This window comes from Streptomyces sp. NPDC091649 (assembly GCF_044756785.1).
In the GTDB taxonomy this organism is placed as follows: Bacteria; Actinomycetota; Actinomycetes; order Streptomycetales; family Streptomycetaceae; genus Streptomyces.
The window spans coordinates 282,924-304,432 of record NZ_JBIVTR010000002.1 but is presented as its reverse complement, the minus strand read 5'-3'; the positions used below and the strand labels follow the sequence as shown (position 1 = coordinate 304,432).

The window sequence follows — 21,509 nt, the reverse complement described above, 5'->3', positions numbered from 1 at the left end:
CCGCGCCCGGGACGCGGCACGCCCCCCCCGCTCCGCATGCCGGTTCGGCGCGTGCTCGCCCCCGCTCCTCAGGCCGGTTCGGCGGCGCACTCGGCGGCGAAATCGCACAGCGCGGCCCGGTCCGCCCGCCCGGTCTTGTTCAGCAGACTGGCCATGTGCTTCTCCACCGTGCGGGGAGAGATGGACAGCCGCCGGGCGATCTGCTGGTTCCCGGGCCGCTCGGGCAGCAGGACGAACACCTCGTACTCGCGCGGCGTCACCCCGCTGGTCCGCAGCGGCGACGGGATCCGGTCCCGGCCGCCCCGGTGCTGGGCCACACTCGCCCCGGCCTGCCGCAGCGCCGCCCGGCACGCCGAGGCGACCGGCTGGACCCCGGCCCCGTAGAAGTACTCCTCGGCGGTCCGCAGCCACGCCACCGGCTCGCCCCACCCGTCCGCGCGGGCCGCGTCCGCGACCAGCCGCAGGCCCAGGTGGCGGGCGACCGGGAAGGGCGCGGAGCGCACACCGAAGGACTCCATCAGCAGGGCGGCCCCGGCCCGGTCGCCCTCCCGGCCCAGCAGCACCGCGTCGGCCAGCTCCAGGAACTGGCGATTCCAGGCGAGGCAGCCCCCGGGAGCCGCCCGCGCCTCCGCCAGCTCCGCCCGGTCCGCCTCGCCCGCCAGGACCCGCAACAACGGGCGCAGCCCGTAGCGCCCGCTCAAGTAGTAGTAACTCGGATGGTCCAGCTCCCAGGCCAGCGACTCCTCCAGCCCCGCCGCCGCCCGCTCCCGGTCCTCCTCCAGCAGGGCCCCGAACGCCCGGCACAGCCCCGACCGGAGCGGCACCAGCAGCGACTGCTCGCCCCCGGCCCGCCGGAACGCGGCCAGCGCCCGGTCCATGTCCCGCCGCCGCCCCCGGTGCGCGGCCATCGTCGCCCCGGCCAGCAGCAGATAGCGGTGCGCGGACAGATCGCCGACGCGTGCGCTGGCCTCCGCCGAGCGGTCGATGATCTCCCGCGCCTCCTCCCACCGGGCGCACAGCACCGCGTTCATCGCGAGCAGCCCGTCGACCGTACGGGTCAGCAGCAGCGCGCCCAGCTCGGTGGCCGCCGCCCGCGCGGAGAGCAGCCGGGAGGCGTCCCCGGTCCGCATGAAGGCGTTCGCCCCCAGCCGCACCAGCGCCTCCACCCGCCATACCGGCAGGGCGTGTTCGGTGGACAGCGACAGCATCCGCTCCAGCGCCGCGTCGGCGGCGTCGAAACCCTCCTCGCGCCGCAGCAGCGCCAGCAACTGCCAAGCCCGGCAGGCCACCACGGGCAGCCCTTCGGCCTCGGCGGTCTCCGCGGCCTCCCGCACGGCCCGCTCGGCCTCCGCCGGGTCCCGGGGCTTGCGCCCGTGCCCGGGCAGCAGCGTCAGATACCCGTCGACCACCACGAGCGCGGCCCGACGGCCCGGCGGCGGTGACGGGCCGAGCAGGACCCGGGCGGCGTCGAGCTGGAGCGCCGCCTCGGCGGTGCGCTCCGCCATCACCGCGGCCCACGCGAGTTCGACATGGGTCCGGCCGCGCCGCAAGGCGTCCTCGGACCGCGCCGGGACCGGCGGCAGCGCGTCCACCAGCGCCAGTGCACCGTCCAGATCGCCGCCCTCGGCACGGGCGACCGCCAACGACTCGGCGACGGCGGCCCGGTCGGTCTCGGCGGCCAGCGGGTGCGCCCGCTCCAGCAGCACCACGGCGGAGCCGTGCGCCCCCGAAGCGAGCATCCGTCTCCCCGCCTCCGCGAACCGGCGGGCCGCCCCCGACCGGTTGCCCGCGGCCAGTTCCAGCGAGGCCACGAGCTGCCGCCCGTCCTCGTCCAGCGGCTGTCCCGAGTGCTCGATGGCCCCGGCGGCGCGGCGCGCCAGCAGGGCGCGCTCGGCCGGCGCCAGCGAGGAGATCAGGGCCTCGGCGGTGAGGGAGTGCCGGAAGGTGTAGCGGTCGGGGGCCGCGCCGTCCGGGGCGATGACGCCGGCCTCCACCGCGGACCGCAGATGAGTGAACAGGGCGCGGTCCTCGAAACCGGTCACGGCCTGGAGCACGGTCACCGAGAACTGGCTGCCCAGGGTGGCCGACGCCAGCAAGAGGTCGCGCACCGGCTCGTCCAGCCGCTCCAGCCTGCGGGCCCAGCTGCGCACGATGTCCGAGGGAACCGGACCGCCCGGCTGCTCCGCCGCCTCCCACCCGTCGTCCGTCCGCCGGAGCCGCCCGGTGTCCAGCAGGTCCGCCAGCAGCACTTCCAGCAGGTACGGGTTCCCCGCGGCGCGTTCGGCCAGCCGCCGATGCACCGCCTCCGGTATGTCCCGGGGACGCGCCTCCAGGCACGCACCCGTCAGCGCCCGCACCTGCGCGTCGCCCAGCGGGCCCAGCTCCCGGACCGCCGCGCAGTGCCGGCGCTCGGCGGACCGTACGAGGTCCAGGGCGGCGCCCGGCTCCGGGCGCAGGGTGCCCAGCAGCAGGATGGGCAGCTCCGCCAGGTTGTCGATGACGTACTCGACGACCGCGACGGTCTCCGTGTCGCAGTCGTGCAGGTCCTCCAGCAGGATCGCGCAGCCCGCCTCCCTGCCCAGCACGGACAGCAGCCGCAGCAGCGCCTCGGCCAGCTCCACGACCGTCTCCGGATAGCCGGGGGACCCGTCCCGGCGCCACTCCGGGACGAGCCGGGCCAGCGCCGGATGGTAGGGCGCCAGCTCGGGATCGGTCGGGGTGCCCGCGGCCCGGAAGCGGGAGGACAGCGCCTCCGCGAGCGGGCGGAAGGGAACGACGAGCCCGGTGGAGGTGGCCCGGCCGCGCAGCACCGGCATGCCGAGTCCGTAGGCCCGGTAGGCGCACTCGCCCACCAGCCGGGACTTGCCGATACCGGCCTCACCGATGAGGAACAGCGCGCGCCCCGAACGCCGTCGTACGGCGTCCAGGGCGCTGCTCAGCAGTCCGGTCTCCTCGTCCCGCCCGACGATGACCGGCGAAGTGGCTCGCATGGCCGCAGGCTACTGGAGCCGCAACTCCTACGGCAGTGGGCCAATTCCTCCAAAGCGCGGCCGAGTTGGGCCGATCCGGTCAGAAGGGGGCCGTCATCGTGGTCCAGGGCAGGTCATGGCTGAAGCCGATCTCGCCCTCGGAGACGCTGAGAAGTCTGCTGCGCGCACCGAGCCCTCCGGTGGACCCCAAGGAGATCTGCCCGGCCGGGTGCTCGGGCGCGCCCTCGTACGCGATGTCGCCGGACGCCTGCGGGGCCGCTTCGCGGTTCTGCTTCATCGTGACCTCATCCTCTGGTGGTGGGTGATCGTCAGGCACTGGATCGCCGGCACGGCCGGCACGTCGGCACGTCCGTGACGAGGGGCGGCGGGTTCTCCGCCCCGGTGGAACCGTGGGTCCGGTGACGGCGGGGCCGTCGGTCAGGGCGCCCGGGAGGGGCGCAGGAGCAGGGCGGAGCCGATCCGGTCGGGGAATCCTGCCCGCAGCAGCCCGTGCCCGATCCCCGAGAGCCCGGTGAGCAGCCCCGGGTGCGGCACCCGGCCGGGCGTCCCGCACTGCGGGCCCGCCCGGTCCGTCGCGGCCAGCAGCGACCCGGCACGGCGCACCCATGCGGGCCGGACGGCGGGCAGGGAGCTGTGGCCGAGGAGTTCGAGCAGCCCCGACTCCCCGTGGCACAGGCTGTCATCGGCGAGCGGGCCGATGTCCGCCAGTTCGCCGGAGCGCGCCGCCAGCCAGCCGGACAGCTCCGGGTCCTCCAGCGCGTCCGGGCTGTCGGCGATGGCCAGCGCGATCCCGGCCACCCCGTCGCACCAGGCCGGCCCGGCCGCGGGCCCGGCCGTCGCCCGGCGCAGGGCCCGCAGCCCGGCGCTCCGGTGCCGGGCGTCGTTCCCGACGCCGGCGAAGCGCAGCAGCGCCCAGCCGATCCCCGCCGCCCCGTCGGCGAAGCCCCCGGCGGCCGGGAGCGGGGCGGCGGCGATCCGCTCGGCGCAGTGCGCGGCGCCCCGCCACGCCTCCGGGCGGCCCGTGGCACGGTGCACCGCGAGCAGCGAGACCAGCCCGCCCGCCGCTCCGCCGCGTACCCCGTACCCGTCCTCGGCGGCGCTCGCCGCGCAGCTCAGCCGGACCGCCGGGCCGGCCTGTTCCAGCACCTCCCGGTCGCCCAGCAGCGAGCCCACCTCGGTCAGCGCGTACGCGATGCCGCCGAGGCCCGCGAACGCGCCGGAGCCCAGGGCCCCGAGCTCGTCGGCCTGCCCGTGCAGCGCGTCCAGCAGCCCCGGGACCGGGGTGAGCGCCTCGCGGGCCGCCTCCGCGTACCGGGAGGCGCCGGTGAGCGCGGCCAGCTGGGCCAGGAAGAGCGCGGAGCCGGTGTAACCGGCCGCGAGATCCGCCGCCATCGGTGTGAGCCGCCAGTAGCGCTCGCCGAGCAGCTCCAGCCCGATCCAGTTGATGCGGCCCTCGTGCCGGTAGGCCAGGGAGACGAGCTGGTCGCCCACCGACCGTGCGGCGGACAGCAGTTGCTCGGGCTCCGGCGCGGTCGCCGCGCTCCGCGCCCGGCCTCCCGGGACCGCCCGGTGCGGCGGCTCGGGCGAGGTGCTCACCATCGCCGTCCGGATGATGCGCTCCTGGTCCTGCCGGTCCACGGTGTCCATCGCGCGCACCTTCGCCTCGACCCGCGCCAGCCCGGTGAGGCCGGCGGCGTCGTGCGGGGGCCGGCCGGGGCCGGACGGGGAACCCGCGGAGCCGTGAGGGCCTTCTCGGACGTCCTCCGTCGGCCCCGCGCCCTCCGCCGCCGCGCCCGCGGGACGGTGCGCGGACGCCGCAACCGTACGGCCGGTGCCGCTCCACAGCTCCGTGCCGCCCGGCCGGGTGGCGAACACCGGCACATCGCCGCACCACAGTTCCGCGATCTCCTCGTCCTCCAGGCCGGGCAGGGCGGGCACGCCCAGGAGCGGGGTGCGCAGCAGCGACAGCACCCGGTGCCGTTCGGCGGCGTCCCGCATCAGGTCGGGGTGGGTCGACTCGTCCAGCAGGGTCGTGTAGGTCCAGGTCGGCCGGGGCACGACGCGCACCTCGTCCCGGGCGAAGAGGCGCAACAGCCCGTCAGCGTGGAGCAGCCGGTCCCGGTGCTCGCTGATCGCGGTGTACGCGGCACGGAAGCCGCCGCAGAGGGCTTCGGTGTACGCGGAGGGGTCGGCCGCCTCCCCGCCGAGCCGGGGCCGGTTGGCGGACTCGGTGAACCGGCCCGCCCGCCGTACCAGCCGCATGCGGTCGGTTCCGGCGTCAGCCCAGTCGGCGGTCTCGATCGGAGACGAAGCGGCCCGGCCCCCGCCGATGGCGGACATGTCGAGCGCGGTCGTGTCCCCGACGAGCAACTGGGGCAGCAGACCCACCCGGTGGACCGAGTCGTGCAGGGCCCGGGCTGCCGGGTCGGCGGAGCGGGCCGGCCCCAGCGGCGGGTGGAACAGGGTCTCCACGTCGACGAGGACCGGGTGGGGGCCGCAGGCGATGAGGTTCTCGTGGTGCAGGTCCGTACCGTCCAGCGTGTGCAGCAGGGCCAGCAGGGCACCCTGGCGCCGGTAGAACTGCCGCGTCTCCCGCGCCGAGGCGCAGGGCCGTTCCTCGACGAACTCGGCCCAGCCGTAGTCGCCCCGGTCCAGGACGCGCAGCACCCGCAGGTCCGGTGCGTCCGGCAGCGAACCCAGCCATTCGGCGAGCGAGTTGAAGTGGCGGTGCGCAGCGAGCGGACGCGGCTTGTAGACCAGCCGGCTGCCGTCGGCGAACCGCAGCAGCATCACCGACCGCCCGCCGCGATGACTGTCGCCCGCACCGGCCTCGACGCCGGTGAGCCTCCCCGGCCCCGTACCGGCGCCCAGCACTCCGTCCGATGAGCCGGCCCGGTCGTCGCCGAGCACCCCTGCCGGGGCCAGCAGATGCCGGTCGGCGGCCAGCCGCGCGGCCATCTCCGCGAAGGCGTCCCCCGCGTTGAGGCAGGCCGTCGCGAGGAGGCGGGCCAGCACGGGATAGGCGGTGACGAGCCGGGCCAGGCCGTCACGGCGGGCGGTCAGCCGCACGAAGTCCCGGAAGCGCTCCGTCGGCCCCTCGCCGCTCAGCCGGCCCAGCCGCCGCGCCTCGTGCAGTTCCGTGACGAGCGTGCGCGCCGCGATCCTGGACAGCCGGCGCGTCAACTGCCGCCGGAAGTCCGCGAGGACGGCCGATCCTCCGTCCGCCGCCGCATGTCCGTTCACCGCTGCACCGTGCACCGCCGAGGCGCCCGCCACCGGCGCCCCGACCGGGTGGCCGTTCACCGCCGGCCCGTCCTCGGCGAGAGCGTTCCCGAGCCGCCCCGCCGCCGCCTCGACGAACGGCGCGACGACCGGCCCGAACCCGCTGAGCCCGGGGTAGGCCCGGTCGGCGACCACGACGTCACGCGGTGCCGAGGCGACGGCCTCCCGGGCGAAGGCCGCCCACCCGGGCTCGCGGGAGGGGGCGCCCCCGACGACACCGGGACGCCACCACGGCTCCGAGGCCGCGCCCCCGAAGAAGGGGGAGGGCGAGGGGCCGGCGTGGCCGGGCGCGGCACCGCCGGACGTGAGGGAGGCGCCGTCGCCGGACACGGCCGGAGCGCCGTCACCGGACGCGGCAGGAACAGCGGGGGCGGGGCGACGGCTCGTACCTCTGTCGATCAGATCCTTCTCCGCCACCGCTCCGCACCTCCCCGGTCCCGGGCCGGACCCCGGTCGGGCCGCCCGCTCCCATCGTGGCGGGGGAGCGGGACCGGGCGCATGGGGGAGTCGCCCCCATCTTTCGCCCCCCGGCCCGCATCCACGGGCCACCGGGCGGTGAGTTGGGGCACCGGGCGGCGAGTACGGCGGAAGCGGCTGCATCCCGTCTGCCGCGCGGAGCCGGGCCGACGCGTGACAGGGCTCCCGCGAGTGCGGGGCGAGTGACGCGTGCACGGGGGAGCCATGGACGGCGCCGGGAGCTTCGAGCCACCGTCAGCCAGCCGTCGGCCCGGTCGCCCCGCGGGCGACGACGGGTCCTGTCAGACACCCTCCGGCCCCCTTCGCGCCCGCGGACCCCGGTGTGTTCACCCTGCCCGTGGTCAGGGCCTGGCCTCCGGTCCTGTGACACCCCTGTGACCGGAATTGTGGCCTCCGTCACGGGCCCGGGGGCCAAGTCCTGATCGGATGGCCGGATGCGCAGACCCGCTCGACCTCGCTCGCCTCTCGCCAGGACCGCACCCCTCGTATCGGCTCTCGTCGCCGCTGCACTGCTCACGGGCTGCGGGACGGAGCGCCCCGGCGCAGGGAGCGCCGGCTCCGCCGAGTCCCCGTCTCCCACGCGGATCGACGATCCGGGTATGGACGGCGTGCGCGTCACCTCGTTGACTCTCCCCCCGGCCTCCCCGTCCCCCTCGCCCTCCCACGGCCATGCGGTCTCCGCCGACAGCCTCGACCTGGAGAAGGACTCGGGGATCAGCGCCGGCTACGAGGTCACCAACGAGGGCGCCGAGACCCTGACCTACTCGATCGTCATCACCTTCACGAGCGCGGACGGCGGCGCCATGGCGAACCAGACCGCGACCGCGCGTGACGTCCGCCCCGGAGCGACGGTGCGGGGTACCGTCCGGGCCGGTGTGCTGCCGCCCACCACGCCACGGGTGACCGGGGCCAAGGTGCTCAAAGTGACCAAGGTTCCCGCGGGCGAGGCGCCGGCCGAGCCGGGCACGTGTCCCGCCTCCGGAATCCGGGTCAGCGCCGACAGGGGCGACGCGGCCATGGGGCTGCGCGTCGTGGGCCTGCATCTCGAGAACTGCGGCACGCGCCGCTACACCGTCGAGGGCTATCCGCTGCTCACGCTCCTGGACGGCGGCCACCAGCCCGTCGACGGTGTCGACATCCTCGAAGGCGGCCGGGAGATCGCCACCGGCACCGGGGCCGACGAGCCGCCCCGGCCCGTCACGCTCGGGCCCGGGGAGTCGGCGTCCGCGAGCCTGGTCTGGCGCAACACGACCGAGTCCGGCACCCCGGTGAACGTCCCCCATGTGCGGGTCCGGGCCAAGGCCGGCGCCGACCCCGTGACCGTGACGCCGAATCTCGACCTCGGAACGACCGGAAGGCTCGGGGTCGGACCGTGGAAGAAGACGGAGCGCTGAGCGCACCCCGCGCGGTGCGTCGCTCGTTCCGGGCCGCTCCCGCCGGGCGGCGGACCGGTCGGGCGGCGCGAGGCCCTTCCCGTCCGCGCGGCCGACGCGTTCACGCTCGCGGAACGTCCGAAGCGGCTGGTCCGGGACCGGCCCGCCGATCTCGCCCGGCTCCCGACCGCCTGACCGTGCTGCACGGGGCCGCCAGGACCGCCGCCCCGAGGCGACCGCCCTCCGCATCGGGCCCCCGGGCGCCGCGACCGCCGGACGGCGCCGGCACGTCAGCTCCCCCCGGCGGTCTCTCCGGCGGTCTCTTCGGCGGCCATCGCATCGAACGTCTCCCGCATGGTGCGGTCGATCACTCCGGGCCGCCCGGTCAGCGAATCGAAGAGGTCGGCGAGCAGCCACAGTACGAAGCCGTGCACCAGGGCCTCCTCCGGTGGAATCCGCCCGAAACGGTCACGCCACGCCACGGTGTCCATGCCCATCGCCGCCGCCATGAGCACCCCGGTGACCATCGGCACCTGAGCCGGGTCGGCCTTTTCGAAGGCGGGGAGCCGGCGGATCACGGCGGGGATCAGATCGCTGAGCGGATCGAGAGGCTTCCCGTCACCGGACTGTTCGGCGATCAGGTACCCGGTCAGCACGCCCACCAGGAACACCGTGCCCCGGGACACCTCCTCACGCCCGCAGGCTTCCACGGCGGCCTCGACCCGCCGCCGCGCCTCCTGGCGCTCCCCGGCCGGAGTGCTTTTCTCCAGGACCCGGTAGGAGTCCCACGCCGCACGGATGGCCTCGTTCACGACTACGCCGTCACTGGTCATGGAGCCGACCGTAGACGAGGCGGCGCCCTGCCGAGGAACCCCCTGAGGAAGGGCCGCCGTCCGCGCGGCTGCCGCTACGGCGTCGCCTGCGCCGGTCTCCCGGCTCGGCTCATCCCCGCGGAGCCGCCGTGGACCCCCGGATCATCAGCTCGGCGGCGATGGTCGCGATGCCGCCGGGCGGCGGGTCCTCCTTGCCCATCGCGAGCCGCCCCGCCCGCGCGCCCGCCTCGAAGAGCGGCAGCCGTACCGTCGTGAGGGCCGGCACCGCGTCCACCGAGAACGGCAGGTCGTCGAAGCCGGCGACCGAGATGTCCTGCGGGATGCGCATCCCCTGGTCCCGTACGGCCGCGCACGCGCCCAGCGCCACCGTGTCGTTCGCGGCCACGATCGCGGTCACGTCCGGCGCCCTGCGCAGGAGTTCGAGGGTGGCCTCGTAGCCCGAGCGCCGGTCGTAGGGGCCGTGCACGGTGAGCAGGTCCTGACCCCCCGGCCCCTGGCGCCCGGAGCCGGTCTGCTCGCCGCCGGCCGCCGGTGCGGCGTCCGGCCCGGCAGCGCGCAGCGCCTCCCGGTGGCCCTCCAGCCGGTGGCGGGTGGTGGTGCGCTCCGGGGGCCCGGCGACGTAACCGATCCTGCGGTGGCCGAGCGCGATCAGGTGTTCGGCGAGCCGCCGCCCGCCGCCCCGGTTGTCGAACGCGAGCGCGGCGACGAGCGTGTCCCCCTCGGGCAGCGGGGGCCGCCCGCAGAAGACGATCCGGGTGCCCGCGTCCGCGAGCTTCGTCAGTTTCGCGGTCATCGCGGCCCCGTGCGCCGGGTCCTCGACCGCGCCGCCGGTGAGGACGACGGCGGCGGCGCGCTGGCGCTGGAGGAGGGTGAGGTAGGTGAGTTCGCGCTCCGGGGAGCCGCCGGTGTTGCAGATGACGGCCAGCTTCTCGCCGCCCGCCCGCCCGGAACCGTCCCCGGGCCCTCCGATCTGCGTCTGGGCCGCCCCCGCCATGATCCCGAAGAACGGGTCGGCGATGTCGCTGACGATGATGCCGACCAGGTCCGAGGTGGCCGCCGCGAGGGAGCTGGCGGGCCCGTTGAGCACGTAGTCCAGGTCGTCCACCGCCCGCAGGACCCGTTCGCGGGTCGACGCCGCCACCGGGTAGTTGCCGTTCAGCACGCGGGAGACGGTGGCCGGGGACACCCGGGCGCGGGCCGCCACATCCGCCAGGGTGACTGTCATCGCTGTCCTCCGTGAGATCCCGCGCGGCCCCCTCTTGTCCGGCCGCTGTCGGCAGGCTAGCGTCATCGCCTGTAGAAAGCGCTTGCTACGACCGTATGGAGGGACCTTCGTGACACGCAGGACAGTGCGCATCGCCATGAACGGCGTCACGGGACGCATGGGATACCGGCAGCACCTGGTGCGCTCGATCCTCGCGATCCGCGAGCGGGGCGGTCTGGACCTCGGTGACGGGCAGGTGTTGTGGCCCGAGCCCGTGCTCGTCGGCCGCAGGTCCCACGCCCTGGCGGAGATCGCCGAGCGGCACGGCCTGACCGAGTGGTCGACCGACCTGGACGCGGTCCTCGCGGACGACACGGTCGACGTCTACTTCGACGCCCAGGTCACCTCGGCACGGGTGGAGGCGATCAAGAAGGCGATCGCGGCCGGCAAGCACGTCTACACCGAGAAGCCGACCGCCACGGATGTCGAGGGGGCCCTCGACCTGGCCCGGCTCGCCCGGGACGCGGGCATCAAGCACGGCGTCGTCCAGGACAAGATCTTCCTGCCCGGCCTGCTGAAGCTGAAGCGCCTGATCGACGGCGGCTTCTTCGGCGAGATCCTCTCCGTGCGCGGGGAGTTCGGCTACTGGGTCTTCGAGGGCGACTGGCAGGAGGCCCAGCGCCCCTCGTGGAACTACCGCGCGGAGGACGGCGGCGGCATCGTCGTCGACATGTTCCCGCACTGGGAGTACGTGCTCCACGAGCTGTTCGGCCGGGTCACCTCCGTGACGGCCCACGTGCGGACGCACGTTCCGCGGCGCTGGGACGAGCGGGGCAGGCCGTACGAGGCCACCGCCGACGACGCCGCGTACGGCATCTTCCAACTGGCGGGCGGGGCGGTCGCGCAGATCAACTCCTCGTGGGCGGTGCGGGTCAACCGCGACGAGCTGGTGGAGTTCCAGGTCGACGGCACCCACGGCTCGGCCGTCGCGGGCCTGCGCAACTGCCGCGTCCAGCACCGTTCCGCGACCCCCAAGCCGGTCTGGAACCCGGACCTCCCGGTCACCGAGTCGTTCCGCGACCAGTGGCAGGAAGTGCCGGACAACCAGGAGTTCGACAACGGCTTCAAGGCGCAGTGGGAGCTGTTCCTGCGCCATGTGGTCCTGGACGAGCCGTACGCCTGGGACCTGCTGGCCGGCGCCCGGGGCGCCCAACTGGCCGAGCTGGGGCTGAAGTCGTCCGCCGAGGGCCGCCGCTTCGACGTCCCGGAGCTGGCCCTGTGAGCCGCGGAGCCGGCCGGCGGGAACACCGGGAGCCGCGGACATGACCATCCACCTTCCCCAGGGCCCCTACACGCCCCGCGACACCCCCCTGGACCTGGCGCCGGGAGCGGCGGCCGCCCCCTGCTCCCGTACGGTCTTCTCGGCGGCCCACGTGGTCGCGGACCCGTACGCGGACATCAGCCCGGACGACCCGGCGGCCGTCGACTGGGAGTCCACGCTCGCCTTCCGCCGCCACCTGTGGGCGCACGGCCTGGGCGTCGCGGAGGCCATGGACACCGCGCAGCGCGGCATGGGCCTGGGCTGGCCGGGCGCGGCCGAGCTGATCCGCCGCTCGGCCGCCGAGGCGAAGTCGGTGGGCGGCAGGATCGCCTGCGGCGTGGGCACCGACCAGCTGCCCGAGGACGGCACACCGACCCTGGCCGAGGTCACGGCGGCGTACGAGGAACAGCTGGCCCTCGCCGAGGAGAACGGCGTCCAGCCGATCCTCATGGCCTCCCGCGCGCTGGCCCGCGCGGCGCGGAGCCCGGAGGACTACCTCGCCACGTACGCCCATCTCCTGCGCCAGGCGTCGGAGCCGGTGATCCTGCACTGGCTGGGCCCGATGTTCGACCCGGCCCTGGAGGGCTACTGGGGCAGCGCCGGCCTCGACACGGCCACGGACACGTTCCTCAAGGTCATCGCCGAACACCCGGACAAGGTCGACGGCGTCAAGATCTCCCTCCTGGAGGCGGCGCGCGAGATCGACGTCCGCCGCCGCCTCCCGGGTGGGGTGCGCTGCTACACGGGCGACGACTTCAACTACCCGGAGCTCATCGCGGGCGACGAACGCGGCTTCAGCCACGCGCTGTTGGGCGTCTTCGACCCGCTGGGCCCGCTGGCGGCGCACGCGGTGCGGGTGCTGGACACGGGGGACGTGGACGGCTTCCGGGCCCTCCTGGACCCCACGGTCGGACTCTCGCGCCACCTCTTCCGGCCACCCACCCGCTTCTACAAGACGGGCGTGGTGTTCCTCGCCTGGCTGGCCGGCCACCAGGACCACTTCACGATGGTGGGCGGACTCCAGTCGGCGCGCTCGCTGCCGCATCTGGCTAAGGCGTACGAACTGGCCGACCGCTTGGGCCTCTTCCCCGACCCGGGCCGGGCCGAACACCGGATGCGCGCCCTGCTCGCGGTCCACGGAGGCGGACGATGACCGACGAACTGGCTAGCCTGAGCATCAACCAGGAAACCATCAGACAATGGTCGTTGCCCGAGCTGGCCGAGGGGTGCGTGAAGGCGGGCATCGGCAAGGTGGGCCTGTGGCGGGCCCCGGTGCAGGCGTACGGCGTCGAGCGCACGGCCGGGCTCCTGGCGGATGCCGGGCTCACCGTCACCAGCCTCTGCCGGGGCGGCTTCTTCACCGCCCTCGACCCGGCGACACGCGCCCGCGCCCTGGACGACAACCGGGCGGCGATCGACGAGGCGGCCGCCCTGCGCACCGACACCCTGGTCCTGGTCTCCGGCGGCCTTCCGCCCGGCAGCCGCGACCTGTACGGGGCCCGCGAGCGGGTGGGCGAGGCGTTGGCGGAGCTGGCTCCCTACGCGGCCGAACGCGGCGTCCGCCTGGCGATCGAGCCGCTGCACCCGATGTACGCCTCGGACCGCTGTGTCGTCTCCACGCTCGGCCAGGCCCTGGACCTGGCCGAAGGTTTCCCGGCCGAGCAGGTCGGGGTGGTCGTCGACACCTATCACCTCTGGTGGGACGACCGGGCCCCCGCGCAGATCGCTCGCGCGGGCGCGGGCGGCCGCATCCACTCCTTCCAGCTGGCCGACTGGATCACCCCGCTCCCGGCGGGCGTCCTGCTGGGCCGGGGACAGCTGGGGGACGGGTGCGTGGACTTCCGCGCGTTCCGCCGGTCCGTGGAAGCCGCCGGGTTCGACGGACCGGTCGAGGTGGAGATCTTCAACGAGGCGCTGTGGGCCCGCGACGGAGCGGAAGCCCTGGCGGAAGTGGCGGACCGCTTTGTGCGGCATGCCTGCTGAGAGCGGCGCGGTGGATCAAGGGTAAAGAGATCGCAAAGGGCTGCAACCTTTGCGTACCCTCCCGTGTCACACATGGCGTCGGGACTTCCGGGGAGGGGTCCGGGGGGAACGGGAAGGCCCGACGGGAGGGGAGATCGAGGGGGGTCCGGCCGCGAGGCCGGGCCCCATTCGGCTTTCTCCGTGAGCCGGCCGACGACCGGAGGGGCGAGTCCCGCCGGGGCGGGCCGGAGCGCGGTGCGGGCCGGTGGTTCCGGTTCTGGCCGATCGGCTGCCCGATCCGGACCGTGTCCCCGGCCGGGTCGGTCATCGGGGACTGCCGCACCCTGTACGCCAGGTCCTCCCGACGCCGCCCTGCCGTACCTCGCCGATCGGGACCGCCGTCGACTTCCGCACCGCCCCGGGCTTCGGGCGACGGGTGCGCCGGGCGTACGAGGCGCACTCGGCGGCCGGTCGCCGTACCCGTGTGTCTACGCGAGTCATGGGCGGGACGGGGGCGGCGGACCTTCAGGAGTGAAAATTTTCGCCACTTCGGCGCGTTGTCGCAGTTGAGGCGCGGCGGCAGAGGTCTAGACCGGGCGACCCCTTTACGCCTCCCGTCACTCGTGTCTTACTCATGACGTGTTCATGGCATCCGATTATCGGATGCCATGGGTTCCGCTCCCATCAACGTGCCCGGAGGCAGCCATGCCCGCGTACAGTTCTCCGCCCCGTCGCCCCCTCAGATCCAGAGGCGCCCTGCTGGCCGGCGTCCTCGGCAGTGTCGCCACCCTGCTCCTGACCGGTGCGGGCACGGCCGCCGCCGCGCCGCCCGCACCCGACAAGCCGATCCGGTCCGGACAGGCGTGGATGGGGTCGGGCACCCGCATCGAGCAGGGCCCCGCGTCCTCGGCGGGCGGGGGCATGACCACGCTGGACACCAGCGGGGTCCAGGGCATCGACGTCTCCCACTGGCAGGGGTCGATCAACTGGGGTTCGGTCAAGGCCGCGGGCATCGACTTCGCCTACATGAAGGCCACCGAGGGCACGTCCTTCAAGGACAGCAGCTTCAACGCGAACTACACCGGTTCCTACAACGCCGGCCTGATCCGGGGCGCCTACCACTTCGCCCGCCCCAACATCTCCAACGGGGCGACCCAGGCCAACTACTTCGCGAGCAGCGGCGGTGGGTGGTCCAGGGACGGCAAGACCCTCCCCGGCGTGCTGGACATCGAGCACAACCCGTACGGCGCCATGTGCTACGGCCTCTCCACGACCCAGATGCGCACATGGATCAACGACTTCTACAACACGTACAAGGCCCGGACCACCCGTGACGTCGTCATCTACACGACGGCCAGCTGGTGGAACACCTGCACCGGAAACTGGACCGGAATGGCCGCCAAGTCGCCGCTCTGGGTGGCGCACTGGGGCACCAGCAGCCCGAACATCCCCAATGGCTTCCCCACCTGGACGGTCTGGCAGTACTCGGCCACGGGCCGGGTCAGCGGGGTCTCCGGTGACGTGGACCGCAACAAGTTCAACGGCTCCATGACCCGGCTCCAGGCCCTCGCCAACAACACGGCGTAGCGGCCCCGCACGCGCGGCGGCCGGGTGAGCGCGCCAACGGCTCACCCGGCCGCCCGCGCCCTCGGAAGACTGCCCTCAGCGCCCAGCCCCCAGCGCCCAGCGCCCAGCCCCCAGCCCCCAGTGCCCCGCCCCCGCCGGCAGCCCCCAGCCGGCAGTCCCCCGGGGCCGCTGTCCGCCGACCGCACCGCCCGGCCGGAACGACCGCAGACCAGGAGCCCGCCGTGAACCTTCCGCAGCCGACCCGTCGCCACATCCTGCTCGCCGGCGCCGGCGGACTGGCCGCCGCCGCGTTACCGGCCACGGCCCACGCCTCCGGCCTCGTCGAGCCGGACATCGACAGCACTCTTCAGTGGAGGGCCCGCTCGCCCCGGACCCCGGTCAGCCTGGTGGGGAAGCGGCCGACCAAGATCATCGTGCATCACACGGTCAGCGCCAACACCGCGGACTTCTCCCGCGCGCAGGCCCACAGCCACGCCCACTGGGTCCAGGACCTGCACATGGACAAGAACGGGTGGACCGACACCGGCTACCACTTCCTCGTCAGCCGGGGCGGCTGGATCACCGAGGGCCGCCACCGCAGCCTCAGCACCCTGCTGGACGGCCGCGACTTCGCGCTGGGCGCCCACACGTCCGGTCAGAACGGCCAGGCCGTCGGCATCGCCAACGAGGGCGCCTACCACGACGGGGCACAGCCGCCCCGGGCGCAGTGGGAGGTCCTGGTGACGCTGTGCGCGTACGCCTGCCACCAGTACGGCATCGCGCCGAGCCGCATCTACGGACACAAGGACTTCGGCGACACCCTCTGCCCGGGCGTGCTGCACGACAAGCTGCCGCAGCTTCGCAGCGAGGTCGCGGCGAGTCTCGGCTGAGCGCGGTTCGCGGAAGGCCGGGAAACGGCTCGCGTGGCTCCCGGCGCGGCTGGAACGATGCGGCCCATGCCGCCCCCGTGCCCGGGCGGCCCATGCCGCCCCCGTGCCCGGCTATGACCACCGCCGGAGCGCAGCCCGGGCCGGCAGCGTGACCGCGAGCAGGGCCAGTCCGCCGGCGGCGGCCACGAAGGCCCCGTACAGCAGCGGCGGTACGTACGGCGCCTCGCCGGTCATGCCGCGCATCATCGGGATCAGTGTGGCCGCGGCGATCGCGGAGCCGAGGACCACGCCCGCCGAGGACACCAGCAGGCTCTCCCAGCGGAGCATGCGCATCACCTGGCGCCGGGTGGAGCCGATGAGCCTGAGCGCGCCCAGTTCGCGACGACGGTCGAGGACCGTCATCACCAGGGTGTTGACCGCGGCGACGGCGGCGAAACCGCCCAGGACCGCGGCCATGGTGTTGCTGGACCAGGCCCCCAGCTTCGCGTCGAGGCTCCGCTCCGTGGCGAAGCCGGACGCGTCGGAGACCTCGCCCAGGGCCGCGAGCGACCCGGCCGAGCCGCCGCGCACCAGCAGGACGCTGTCGAAGCCCGAACTGACGTGCCCGTCCAGGGACGCCCGGTCCAGGGTCACCGCGGCCAGACCGAGCCCGCGGCCGTAGACCGCGACGACCTCGGGCGCGGCCTCGGCGCCGTCGGGCAGGCGCAGCGGGAGCCGGTCGCCCACACCGACGTCCGCCGCGGCCGCCAGCGTCCGGTCGACGGCGATACGGCCCGCACCGAGTCGTTCCAGACTCCCTTCGCGTACGTCCAGGTCCTGCACCTTCGCCAGCTCGGCTCCGGAGCCGGTGACGCCTTGCGCCGCCGCACCCTGGAGCGAGGCGAACTCGCCGGAGCCGACCGGCACCAGCACCTGGGTGTCGAGCAGGCCGACGGCGGCCTCCACCCCGGGGAGGCGGGCCGCCCGCGCCGCGGCGTCCAGCGGGAGCCCGGCCGGGTCCGTCACCACGTGGTCCGCGGTGATGCCCGCACGCAACTGCCCGTCCGCGATGTGATTCTCGCTCGTGTGCATGAAGACGAGCGTCGAGGCGAAGGCCATGGCGAGCACGATCGGAGTGATCGCCGACGCGAGACGGCGGGCGTTGGCACGGGAGTTGGCGGCGGCCAGCTCGCCCGCCGCGCCCGCCCCGCGCAGCGGGAGCCCGAAGAGGCCCGCGCACAGCCGTGCCACCAGAGGGCCGAGCAGCGCGACGGCGAGCATGAAGCACATGACGACGCCGAGGGCGGCCCCCGCCGCGTCGTCCCCCGTCGAACCGGCGGAGAGCCCGGTGAGGAACGTGCCGCCGACGAGCGCGCCGACGCCCAGCACCGTACGGATCACGCCCGGCCGCAGCCGCTCCACGGACGCCTCGGCGAGCGCCTGCCCCGGCTTGGTCTTCGCCGGCCTGCGTCCGGCCGCCCAGCCCGCGCCCAGTGCGGTGAGCAGCCCCACGGCGACGGCGGCGAGCACGGGGATGCCGGACACGTGCACCCGCACCGCCTCCGGGACCGCGCCCCGGTCCTGCAACTGCCCGAACCACCAGTGCGCGAGCCCGATGCCGGGCAGGCAGCCGACGAGCCCGGCGAGCGGTGCGACGAGCAGGGCCTCGGAGGCGACCGCTCGGCGGACCTGCCGCGGGGTGGCTCCGACGGCGCGCAGCAGCGCGAACTCGCGGGACCGCTGGGACACGGACAGCGCCACGGTCCCGGCCGCGGTGAAGACCGCGACGATGGTCGCGATGCCGCCGAAGGAGCCGCCGAGCCCGAAGAGGGTCTCCTTGGCGTAGCCGAGGCCCGGGTCCTCGACGGCCCCCCGGTCGTCGCCGGTGCGCACCTCGGCTCCGGAGCCGGCCAGGGCACGCCGCACGGACACGGCGAGGGCGTCGGAACCGGTGCCGGGCTCCGCCAGTACGGCGATGGCGTCGGCCGTGCCGGGATGCCCGGCCAGGGCGGGCGCCTCGGAGTCGGCGAACCAGACGAGAGCGCCCGAGCCCGCTGGGCCGGTGCCCCGGGACGCCTCCGCGCGCCCGGCCTCGGCGACGCCCGCGACGCGGAAGTCCCGCTTCCCTGCGGCGGTGTCCAGCGCGACGATGTCGCCGACGGCCGTCCTCGCCGCTCGGACCGTCCCCGCGTCGAGGACGACTTCGCCCGTACGGGGCGCGGAGCCGCTGGTCAGCGCGGTACCGGTGAAGGCGTGCGAACCCCAGCCGTGCGCGGTGAGTACCCCGCCCGGCACGGACAGTCCACGGGCGCTGGAGGCGCGCACACCGTTCGCGCCGGTCCCGGCCCCGGTCCCGGAGCCCGCCCCGACCCCGGAGCCCGCGCCCGTCTCCACGGTCCGTACCGGAAAGGTGAAGTCCGGGACGGCGGCGGCCGCCCCCGGAGCCTCGGCGGCCCTCGCCGCCAGCCCGGCGTCCACCCGCGCGGTGTCCGGCAACGGGACCGCCTCCTCCTCGCGGTCCTCGCCGCTGCCCGTGACGACGTACTCGTACTGGTCCGCCGCCGTGACGACCGGGGCGTCCGCGTACCGCTCGGGCGGCACCGACGCGCGCAGCCCCGTCTCCAGCAGGATCCCGCAGGCCGTGACGATCAGCGCGGACATCATCAGCGCCACGAAGGTTCCCGCGAAGGACGCGGGCTTGAAGCGGACGGCCGCGCGGGCGAGACCGTTGGGGCGCATCACGCCGCCGCACCCGCCATCGCGCCCGCACCGGCGGTGCGAGCGGTGAGCGCCCGCATCCGCTCCGCGATCCGCTCCGCCGAGCCGCGCTCCAGGCCGTCGGCGAAGGAGCCCTCGGCGAGGAACAGCACCCGGTCGGCCCAGGCGGCCGCGACCGGGTCGTGGGTGACCATGACGACAGTGGCTCCGAGGGTGTCGACGGCGTGCCGGAGCAGGCCCAGGACCTCGGTGGCGGTGCCGGTGTCGAGGGCCCCGGTGGGCTCGTCGGCGAACACCACGTCGGGCCCGGTCACCAGGGCGCGGGCGACGGCCACCCGCTGCTGCTGCCCGCCGGACAGCTCCCCGGGCCGCCGTCGCGCCTTGTCGGCGAGCTGGACCTGCGCGAGCACCGCGGCCGCCCGGCGGCGGTCCTGGCGCTTTCCGGCGAGGCGCAGAGGAAGCAGGACGTTCTGCTCCACGGTCAGCGACGGCAGCAGGTTGAACGCCTGGAAGACGAAACCGAGGCGGCTGCGGCGCAGCTCGGTCAGCTCGTTCTCGTTCATCCCGGTGATCTCCGTGCCGCCGAGCCGCACGGACCCCTCCGACGGCCGGTCGAGCCCGGCGGCGCACTGGAGGAAGGTGGACTTGCCGGACCCGGACGGCCCCATGACCGCCGTGAACGTACCGCGCGGTAGGGCGAGGTCGACACCGGCGAGCGCGTGCACGGCACCCGCGCCACGCCCGTACTGCCGCCGGACACCGCGCAGTTCGACGGCGAGACCTGGTGTGGCGGCCCCAGGGTCGGGTCGGTCGCCCGCCGTGTGCCGCTTGCCCCTGCGTAGCCTCATGTTCCGTTCCGCCCTCTCGCGATCCGCTCGTACCGACGGGAGACAGCGTGCGGGGACGGTTGTGCGCGGGGCGTCCTACCCGGGGGCCAAGACGGGGGTGCTACCGGGGTAGGGGGTGGCCGGGCGGAGTACGACGGCGGCCCCGCCAGGTCGGGGACCGTGACGGGGCCGCCGGGGAAGCGCCGTGTACAGGCGGAGAGTCCGCCCCGCTTGACGGCGGTGGCGAAGGACGGCCGGCCCCGGGCGGAGAAGGCCGGCACAGGGCCCGCGGGGGACTTGCTGTCGCGGACGGGGACGGCGGCGTGACCACGGGCGGCCTCAAGGCACTCACCCCGGTCCCCGCCGCTGTAGCTGGATTCGCACCCCCCCGTGAGGGTGGACGCGGCCGCGGTGCGCCGCCTACCGCTGACCGTGATCGTGCTCCTCCGCCGCGGCGCGTACCCGGGCCTCTGACTCCTTCCGACTCCGGGTGCGACAACGCATCGCTCGGAGCGAGAACGTGTCGAACTTGTGGATGAGGAGTGGTTGCCCGCCGGCCGTCGATGGGACTTGAGTCTCCAGTAGGGGGAGACACGAAGGTGGGGGCATGGACGGCGACACGCTCTACTCGATCGGCGAGCTCGCTCGGCGGACCGGTCTCACGGTCAAGACCATCCGGTTCTACTCCGATCGCGGAATCGTGGCGCCGACGGACCGCAGCCCGGCCGGCTACCGCCTCTACGACATCGACGCCGTCGCGCGCCTGGACCTCGTGCGGACCCTGCGCGAGCTGGGACTGGACCTTCCCACGATCCGCAAGGTCGTGGACCGCGAGCTCCCGCTTCGCGAGGTCGCCGCGGCGCACGCCGAAGCACTGGCAGTGCAGATCCGCGTCCTGCGCCTGCGACGCGCGGTGCTGACGGCGGTGGCCGAGCGCGGGTCCACACCTGAGGAGACGGAACTCATGCACCGGCTGGCCCAGCTTTCCGAGGACGAACGCCGACGTCTGATCGGCGGTTTCCTCGATGCCGTCTTCGGCGGTCTCGACGCCGCCCCCGCATTCGCCGGGGTCATGCGCTCGATGACGCCCGAGTTGCCCGACCACCCGGAGGAGGAGCAGGTCCAGGCGTGGGTGGAGTTGGCCGAACTGTCCGTGGACCCGGATTTCCGCGCCGCCGTGCGGCGGATCACCGAGGACCAGGCAGCCGAACTGGCCCTGAGCGACACGGCGGGCCCGCGCCGCGACATCGCCACAGCTGTCCGTGACCAGGCCGGCCCGGCCTTGGCCGCCGGCATTGACCCGGCCTCACCCGGGGCCGATCCGATCGTCGCGGCGTTCTCGGCGCACTACGCGCGCCTTCTCGGCAGCCCCGACGACGTCGAGCTCCGCCGCCGGCTGGCGACTCGGCTGGAGAGCGTGAACGACCCCCGCAGGGAGCGGTACCTCCAGCTGCTCGCAGTGGTCAACGGCTGGCCGGCCCCGGAGAGCCTGGCTCCGGTGTTCGACTGGTCCGTCGAGGCTCTGCGCGTCCGGACGCGGCAATGACGGGACGGCCACAAGGGGGCATGGGCCGGACGCGGCCGGCGCCGGGTGAAAACTCCACCCCATGTCATCGCCGCCCCATGTCATCGGCCCCGGCAGCGGTGGTCACCGGGCGGGGCTGGTGGCGGCCGTTGCGGACCACAAGCCGCCGCATCGACGAGGGCGGTGCGGCGAGACGCTTCGACCGCTCTGGCGCACCAGAAGCCGCTGATCAGGTCGGACCGGAAGGAGCTCACTGAGAGGCATTCCGCTCCGGTCCCCGCTTCGTCGCGTACTCACGCAGCGTCTTGGCCGGGTCCTCACCCAGGACATTCGCGAGGTGTCGCACGACCCCGGACGAGGAGCAGGCTCCCTTGTCAGACAGGCGGTTCTCGAAGTACATGGAGACGAAGTACAGCGTGAGATCTTCGAACCGACCGCTGAACTCCCACCGCTTCCACTCGTAGCGCCTGTTGAACTCACAGCCCCAGTAACTGGTGCGGACAACGCGGTAGCTGACGACCACGAAGGAGAAGTCGTAGCGCCATTTCGTCACTACACGCGT

Annotated in this window: 16 protein-coding genes; 7 read left to right on the top strand and 9 right to left on the bottom strand. The window is 74.6% G+C overall.

What is annotated here, in order from left to right; genetic code table 11:
- Positions 1-68: 68 nt before the first annotated feature.
- The 3 genes from ACIQMU_RS06530 to lanM form a co-directional block, all read right to left on the bottom strand.
- Positions 69-2,990 (bottom strand): AAA family ATPase, encoded by a 2,922-nt coding sequence (locus ACIQMU_RS06530; protein WP_402688321.1) that lies wholly within the window; start codon positions 2,988-2,990, stop codon positions 69-71.
- A gap of 79 nt (positions 2,991-3,069) precedes the next feature.
- Complete coding sequence (locus ACIQMU_RS06525; protein WP_352241795.1) at positions 3,070-3,267, bottom strand: hypothetical protein; 198 nt, start codon at positions 3,265-3,267, stop codon at positions 3,070-3,072.
- Positions 3,268-3,407: 140 nt separating this feature from the next.
- Entirely contained in the window at positions 3,408-6,689 is a 3,282-nt protein-coding gene (lanM, locus tag ACIQMU_RS06520) for a type 2 lanthipeptide synthetase LanM (RefSeq protein ID WP_402688320.1), read from the bottom strand.
- Between the two features lie 494 nt (positions 6,690-7,183).
- Here lanM and ACIQMU_RS06515 point away from each other — a divergent pair, with 494 nt between their 5' ends.
- Positions 7,184-8,143 carry a DUF4232 domain-containing protein gene (locus ACIQMU_RS06515; RefSeq protein WP_352241798.1) on the top strand — a complete coding sequence of 320 codons (960 nt, stop codon included), beginning with the start codon at positions 7,184-7,186 and terminating at the stop codon, positions 8,141-8,143.
- 269 nt (positions 8,144-8,412) lie between these two features.
- On the opposite strand, the gene ACIQMU_RS06510 is transcribed toward ACIQMU_RS06515, so the two are convergent.
- The gene (locus tag ACIQMU_RS06510; protein WP_352241799.1) at positions 8,413-8,955 is read right to left on the bottom strand and encodes a hypothetical protein; all 543 of its coding nucleotides are present in this window, start codon (positions 8,953-8,955) and stop codon (positions 8,413-8,415) included.
- 109 nt (positions 8,956-9,064) lie between these two features.
- Positions 9,065-10,180: a LacI family DNA-binding transcriptional regulator gene (locus tag ACIQMU_RS06505; protein WP_352241800.1), complete on the bottom strand. Its 1,116-nt coding sequence runs from the start codon at positions 10,178-10,180 to the stop codon at positions 9,065-9,067.
- A 109-nt stretch (positions 10,181-10,289) separates the two neighbouring features.
- Between ACIQMU_RS06505 and ACIQMU_RS06500 the strand changes: the two genes are divergently transcribed.
- From ACIQMU_RS06500 to ACIQMU_RS06480, 5 genes are all read left to right on the top strand, one after another.
- Positions 10,290-11,441, top strand: coding sequence for a Gfo/Idh/MocA family oxidoreductase (locus tag ACIQMU_RS06500; protein WP_352241802.1), 1,152 nt, complete (start codon positions 10,290-10,292; stop codon positions 11,439-11,441).
- Positions 11,442-11,481: 40 nt separating this feature from the next.
- Positions 11,482-12,633, top strand: coding sequence for a dihydrodipicolinate synthase family protein (locus ACIQMU_RS06495; protein ID WP_402688319.1), 1,152 nt, complete (start codon positions 11,482-11,484; stop codon positions 12,631-12,633).
- The gene (locus ACIQMU_RS06490) at positions 12,630-13,463 is read left to right on the top strand and encodes a sugar phosphate isomerase/epimerase family protein (protein WP_352241804.1); all 834 of its coding nucleotides are present in this window, start codon (positions 12,630-12,632) and stop codon (positions 13,461-13,463) included. The genes ACIQMU_RS06495 and ACIQMU_RS06490 overlap by 4 nt, the downstream gene beginning before the upstream one ends.
- A 684-nt stretch (positions 13,464-14,147) precedes the next feature.
- A complete protein-coding gene (locus ACIQMU_RS06485) occupies positions 14,148-15,029 on the top strand; it encodes a lysozyme (protein WP_352241805.1) in 882 nt (293 codons plus the stop codon).
- Positions 15,030-15,250: 221 nt separating this feature from the next.
- The gene (locus tag ACIQMU_RS06480) at positions 15,251-15,898 is read left to right on the top strand and encodes a peptidoglycan recognition family protein (protein WP_352241806.1); all 648 of its coding nucleotides are present in this window, start codon (positions 15,251-15,253) and stop codon (positions 15,896-15,898) included.
- A 111-nt stretch (positions 15,899-16,009) separates the two neighbouring features.
- Here the strand turns inward: ACIQMU_RS06480 and ACIQMU_RS06475 are convergent, their stop codons facing one another.
- Genes ACIQMU_RS06475 through ACIQMU_RS06465 form a run of 3 tightly spaced genes read right to left on the bottom strand, consistent with a single transcriptional unit; the run spans position 16,010 to position 19,859 of the window.
- Complete coding sequence (locus ACIQMU_RS06475) at positions 16,010-18,616, bottom strand: ABC transporter permease (protein ID WP_402688421.1); 2,607 nt, start codon at positions 18,614-18,616, stop codon at positions 16,010-16,012.
- The gene (locus ACIQMU_RS06470; RefSeq protein WP_352241807.1) at positions 18,616-19,443 is read right to left on the bottom strand and encodes an ABC transporter ATP-binding protein; all 828 of its coding nucleotides are present in this window, start codon (positions 19,441-19,443) and stop codon (positions 18,616-18,618) included. Before ACIQMU_RS06470 ends, ACIQMU_RS06475 begins: the two co-directional genes overlap by 1 nt.
- Positions 19,440-19,859, bottom strand: a complete 420-nt coding sequence (locus ACIQMU_RS06465; protein WP_402688420.1) for a DUF397 domain-containing protein — start codon at positions 19,857-19,859, stop codon at positions 19,440-19,442. Before ACIQMU_RS06465 ends, ACIQMU_RS06470 begins: the two co-directional genes overlap by 4 nt.
- A 170-nt stretch (positions 19,860-20,029) precedes the next feature.
- On the opposite strand from ACIQMU_RS06465, the gene ACIQMU_RS06460 reads away from it, so the two are divergent.
- Positions 20,030-20,968, top strand: a complete 939-nt coding sequence (locus tag ACIQMU_RS06460; RefSeq protein ID WP_402688318.1) for a MerR family transcriptional regulator — start codon at positions 20,030-20,032, stop codon at positions 20,966-20,968.
- A gap of 229 nt (positions 20,969-21,197) precedes the next feature.
- Here ACIQMU_RS06460 and ACIQMU_RS06455 read toward each other — a convergent pair whose 3' ends face one another.
- Positions 21,198-21,500: a hypothetical protein gene (locus ACIQMU_RS06455; RefSeq protein WP_402688317.1), complete on the bottom strand. Its 303-nt coding sequence runs from the start codon at positions 21,498-21,500 to the stop codon at positions 21,198-21,200.
- Between the last annotated feature and the right edge of the window lie 9 nt (positions 21,501-21,509).

Coding starts and splice junctions, on each gene's coding strand:
- ACIQMU_RS06530 (WP_402688321.1), bottom strand. CDS start 2,990: ATGCGAGCCACTTCGCCGGTCATCGTCGGGCGGGACGAGGAGACCGGA.
- ACIQMU_RS06525 (WP_352241795.1), bottom strand. CDS start 3,267: ATGAAGCAGAACCGCGAAGCGGCCCCGCAGGCGTCCGGCGACATCGCG.
- ACIQMU_RS06515 (WP_352241798.1), top strand. CDS start 7,184: ATGCGCAGACCCGCTCGACCTCGCTCGCCTCTCGCCAGGACCGCACCC.
- ACIQMU_RS06510 (WP_352241799.1), bottom strand. CDS start 8,955: ATGACCAGTGACGGCGTAGTCGTGAACGAGGCCATCCGTGCGGCGTGG.
- ACIQMU_RS06505 (WP_352241800.1), bottom strand. CDS start 10,180: ATGACAGTCACCCTGGCGGATGTGGCGGCCCGCGCCCGGGTGTCCCCG.
- ACIQMU_RS06495 (WP_402688319.1), top strand. CDS start 11,482: ATGACCATCCACCTTCCCCAGGGCCCCTACACGCCCCGCGACACCCCC.
- ACIQMU_RS06490 (WP_352241804.1), top strand. CDS start 12,630: ATGACCGACGAACTGGCTAGCCTGAGCATCAACCAGGAAACCATCAGA.
- ACIQMU_RS06485 (WP_352241805.1), top strand. CDS start 14,148: ATGCCCGCGTACAGTTCTCCGCCCCGTCGCCCCCTCAGATCCAGAGGC.
- ACIQMU_RS06475 (WP_402688421.1), bottom strand. CDS start 18,616: ATGCGCCCCAACGGTCTCGCCCGCGCGGCCGTCCGCTTCAAGCCCGCG.
- ACIQMU_RS06470 (WP_352241807.1), bottom strand. CDS start 19,443: ATGAGGCTACGCAGGGGCAAGCGGCACACGGCGGGCGACCGACCCGAC.
- ACIQMU_RS06460 (WP_402688318.1), top strand. CDS start 20,030: ATGGACGGCGACACGCTCTACTCGATCGGCGAGCTCGCTCGGCGGACC.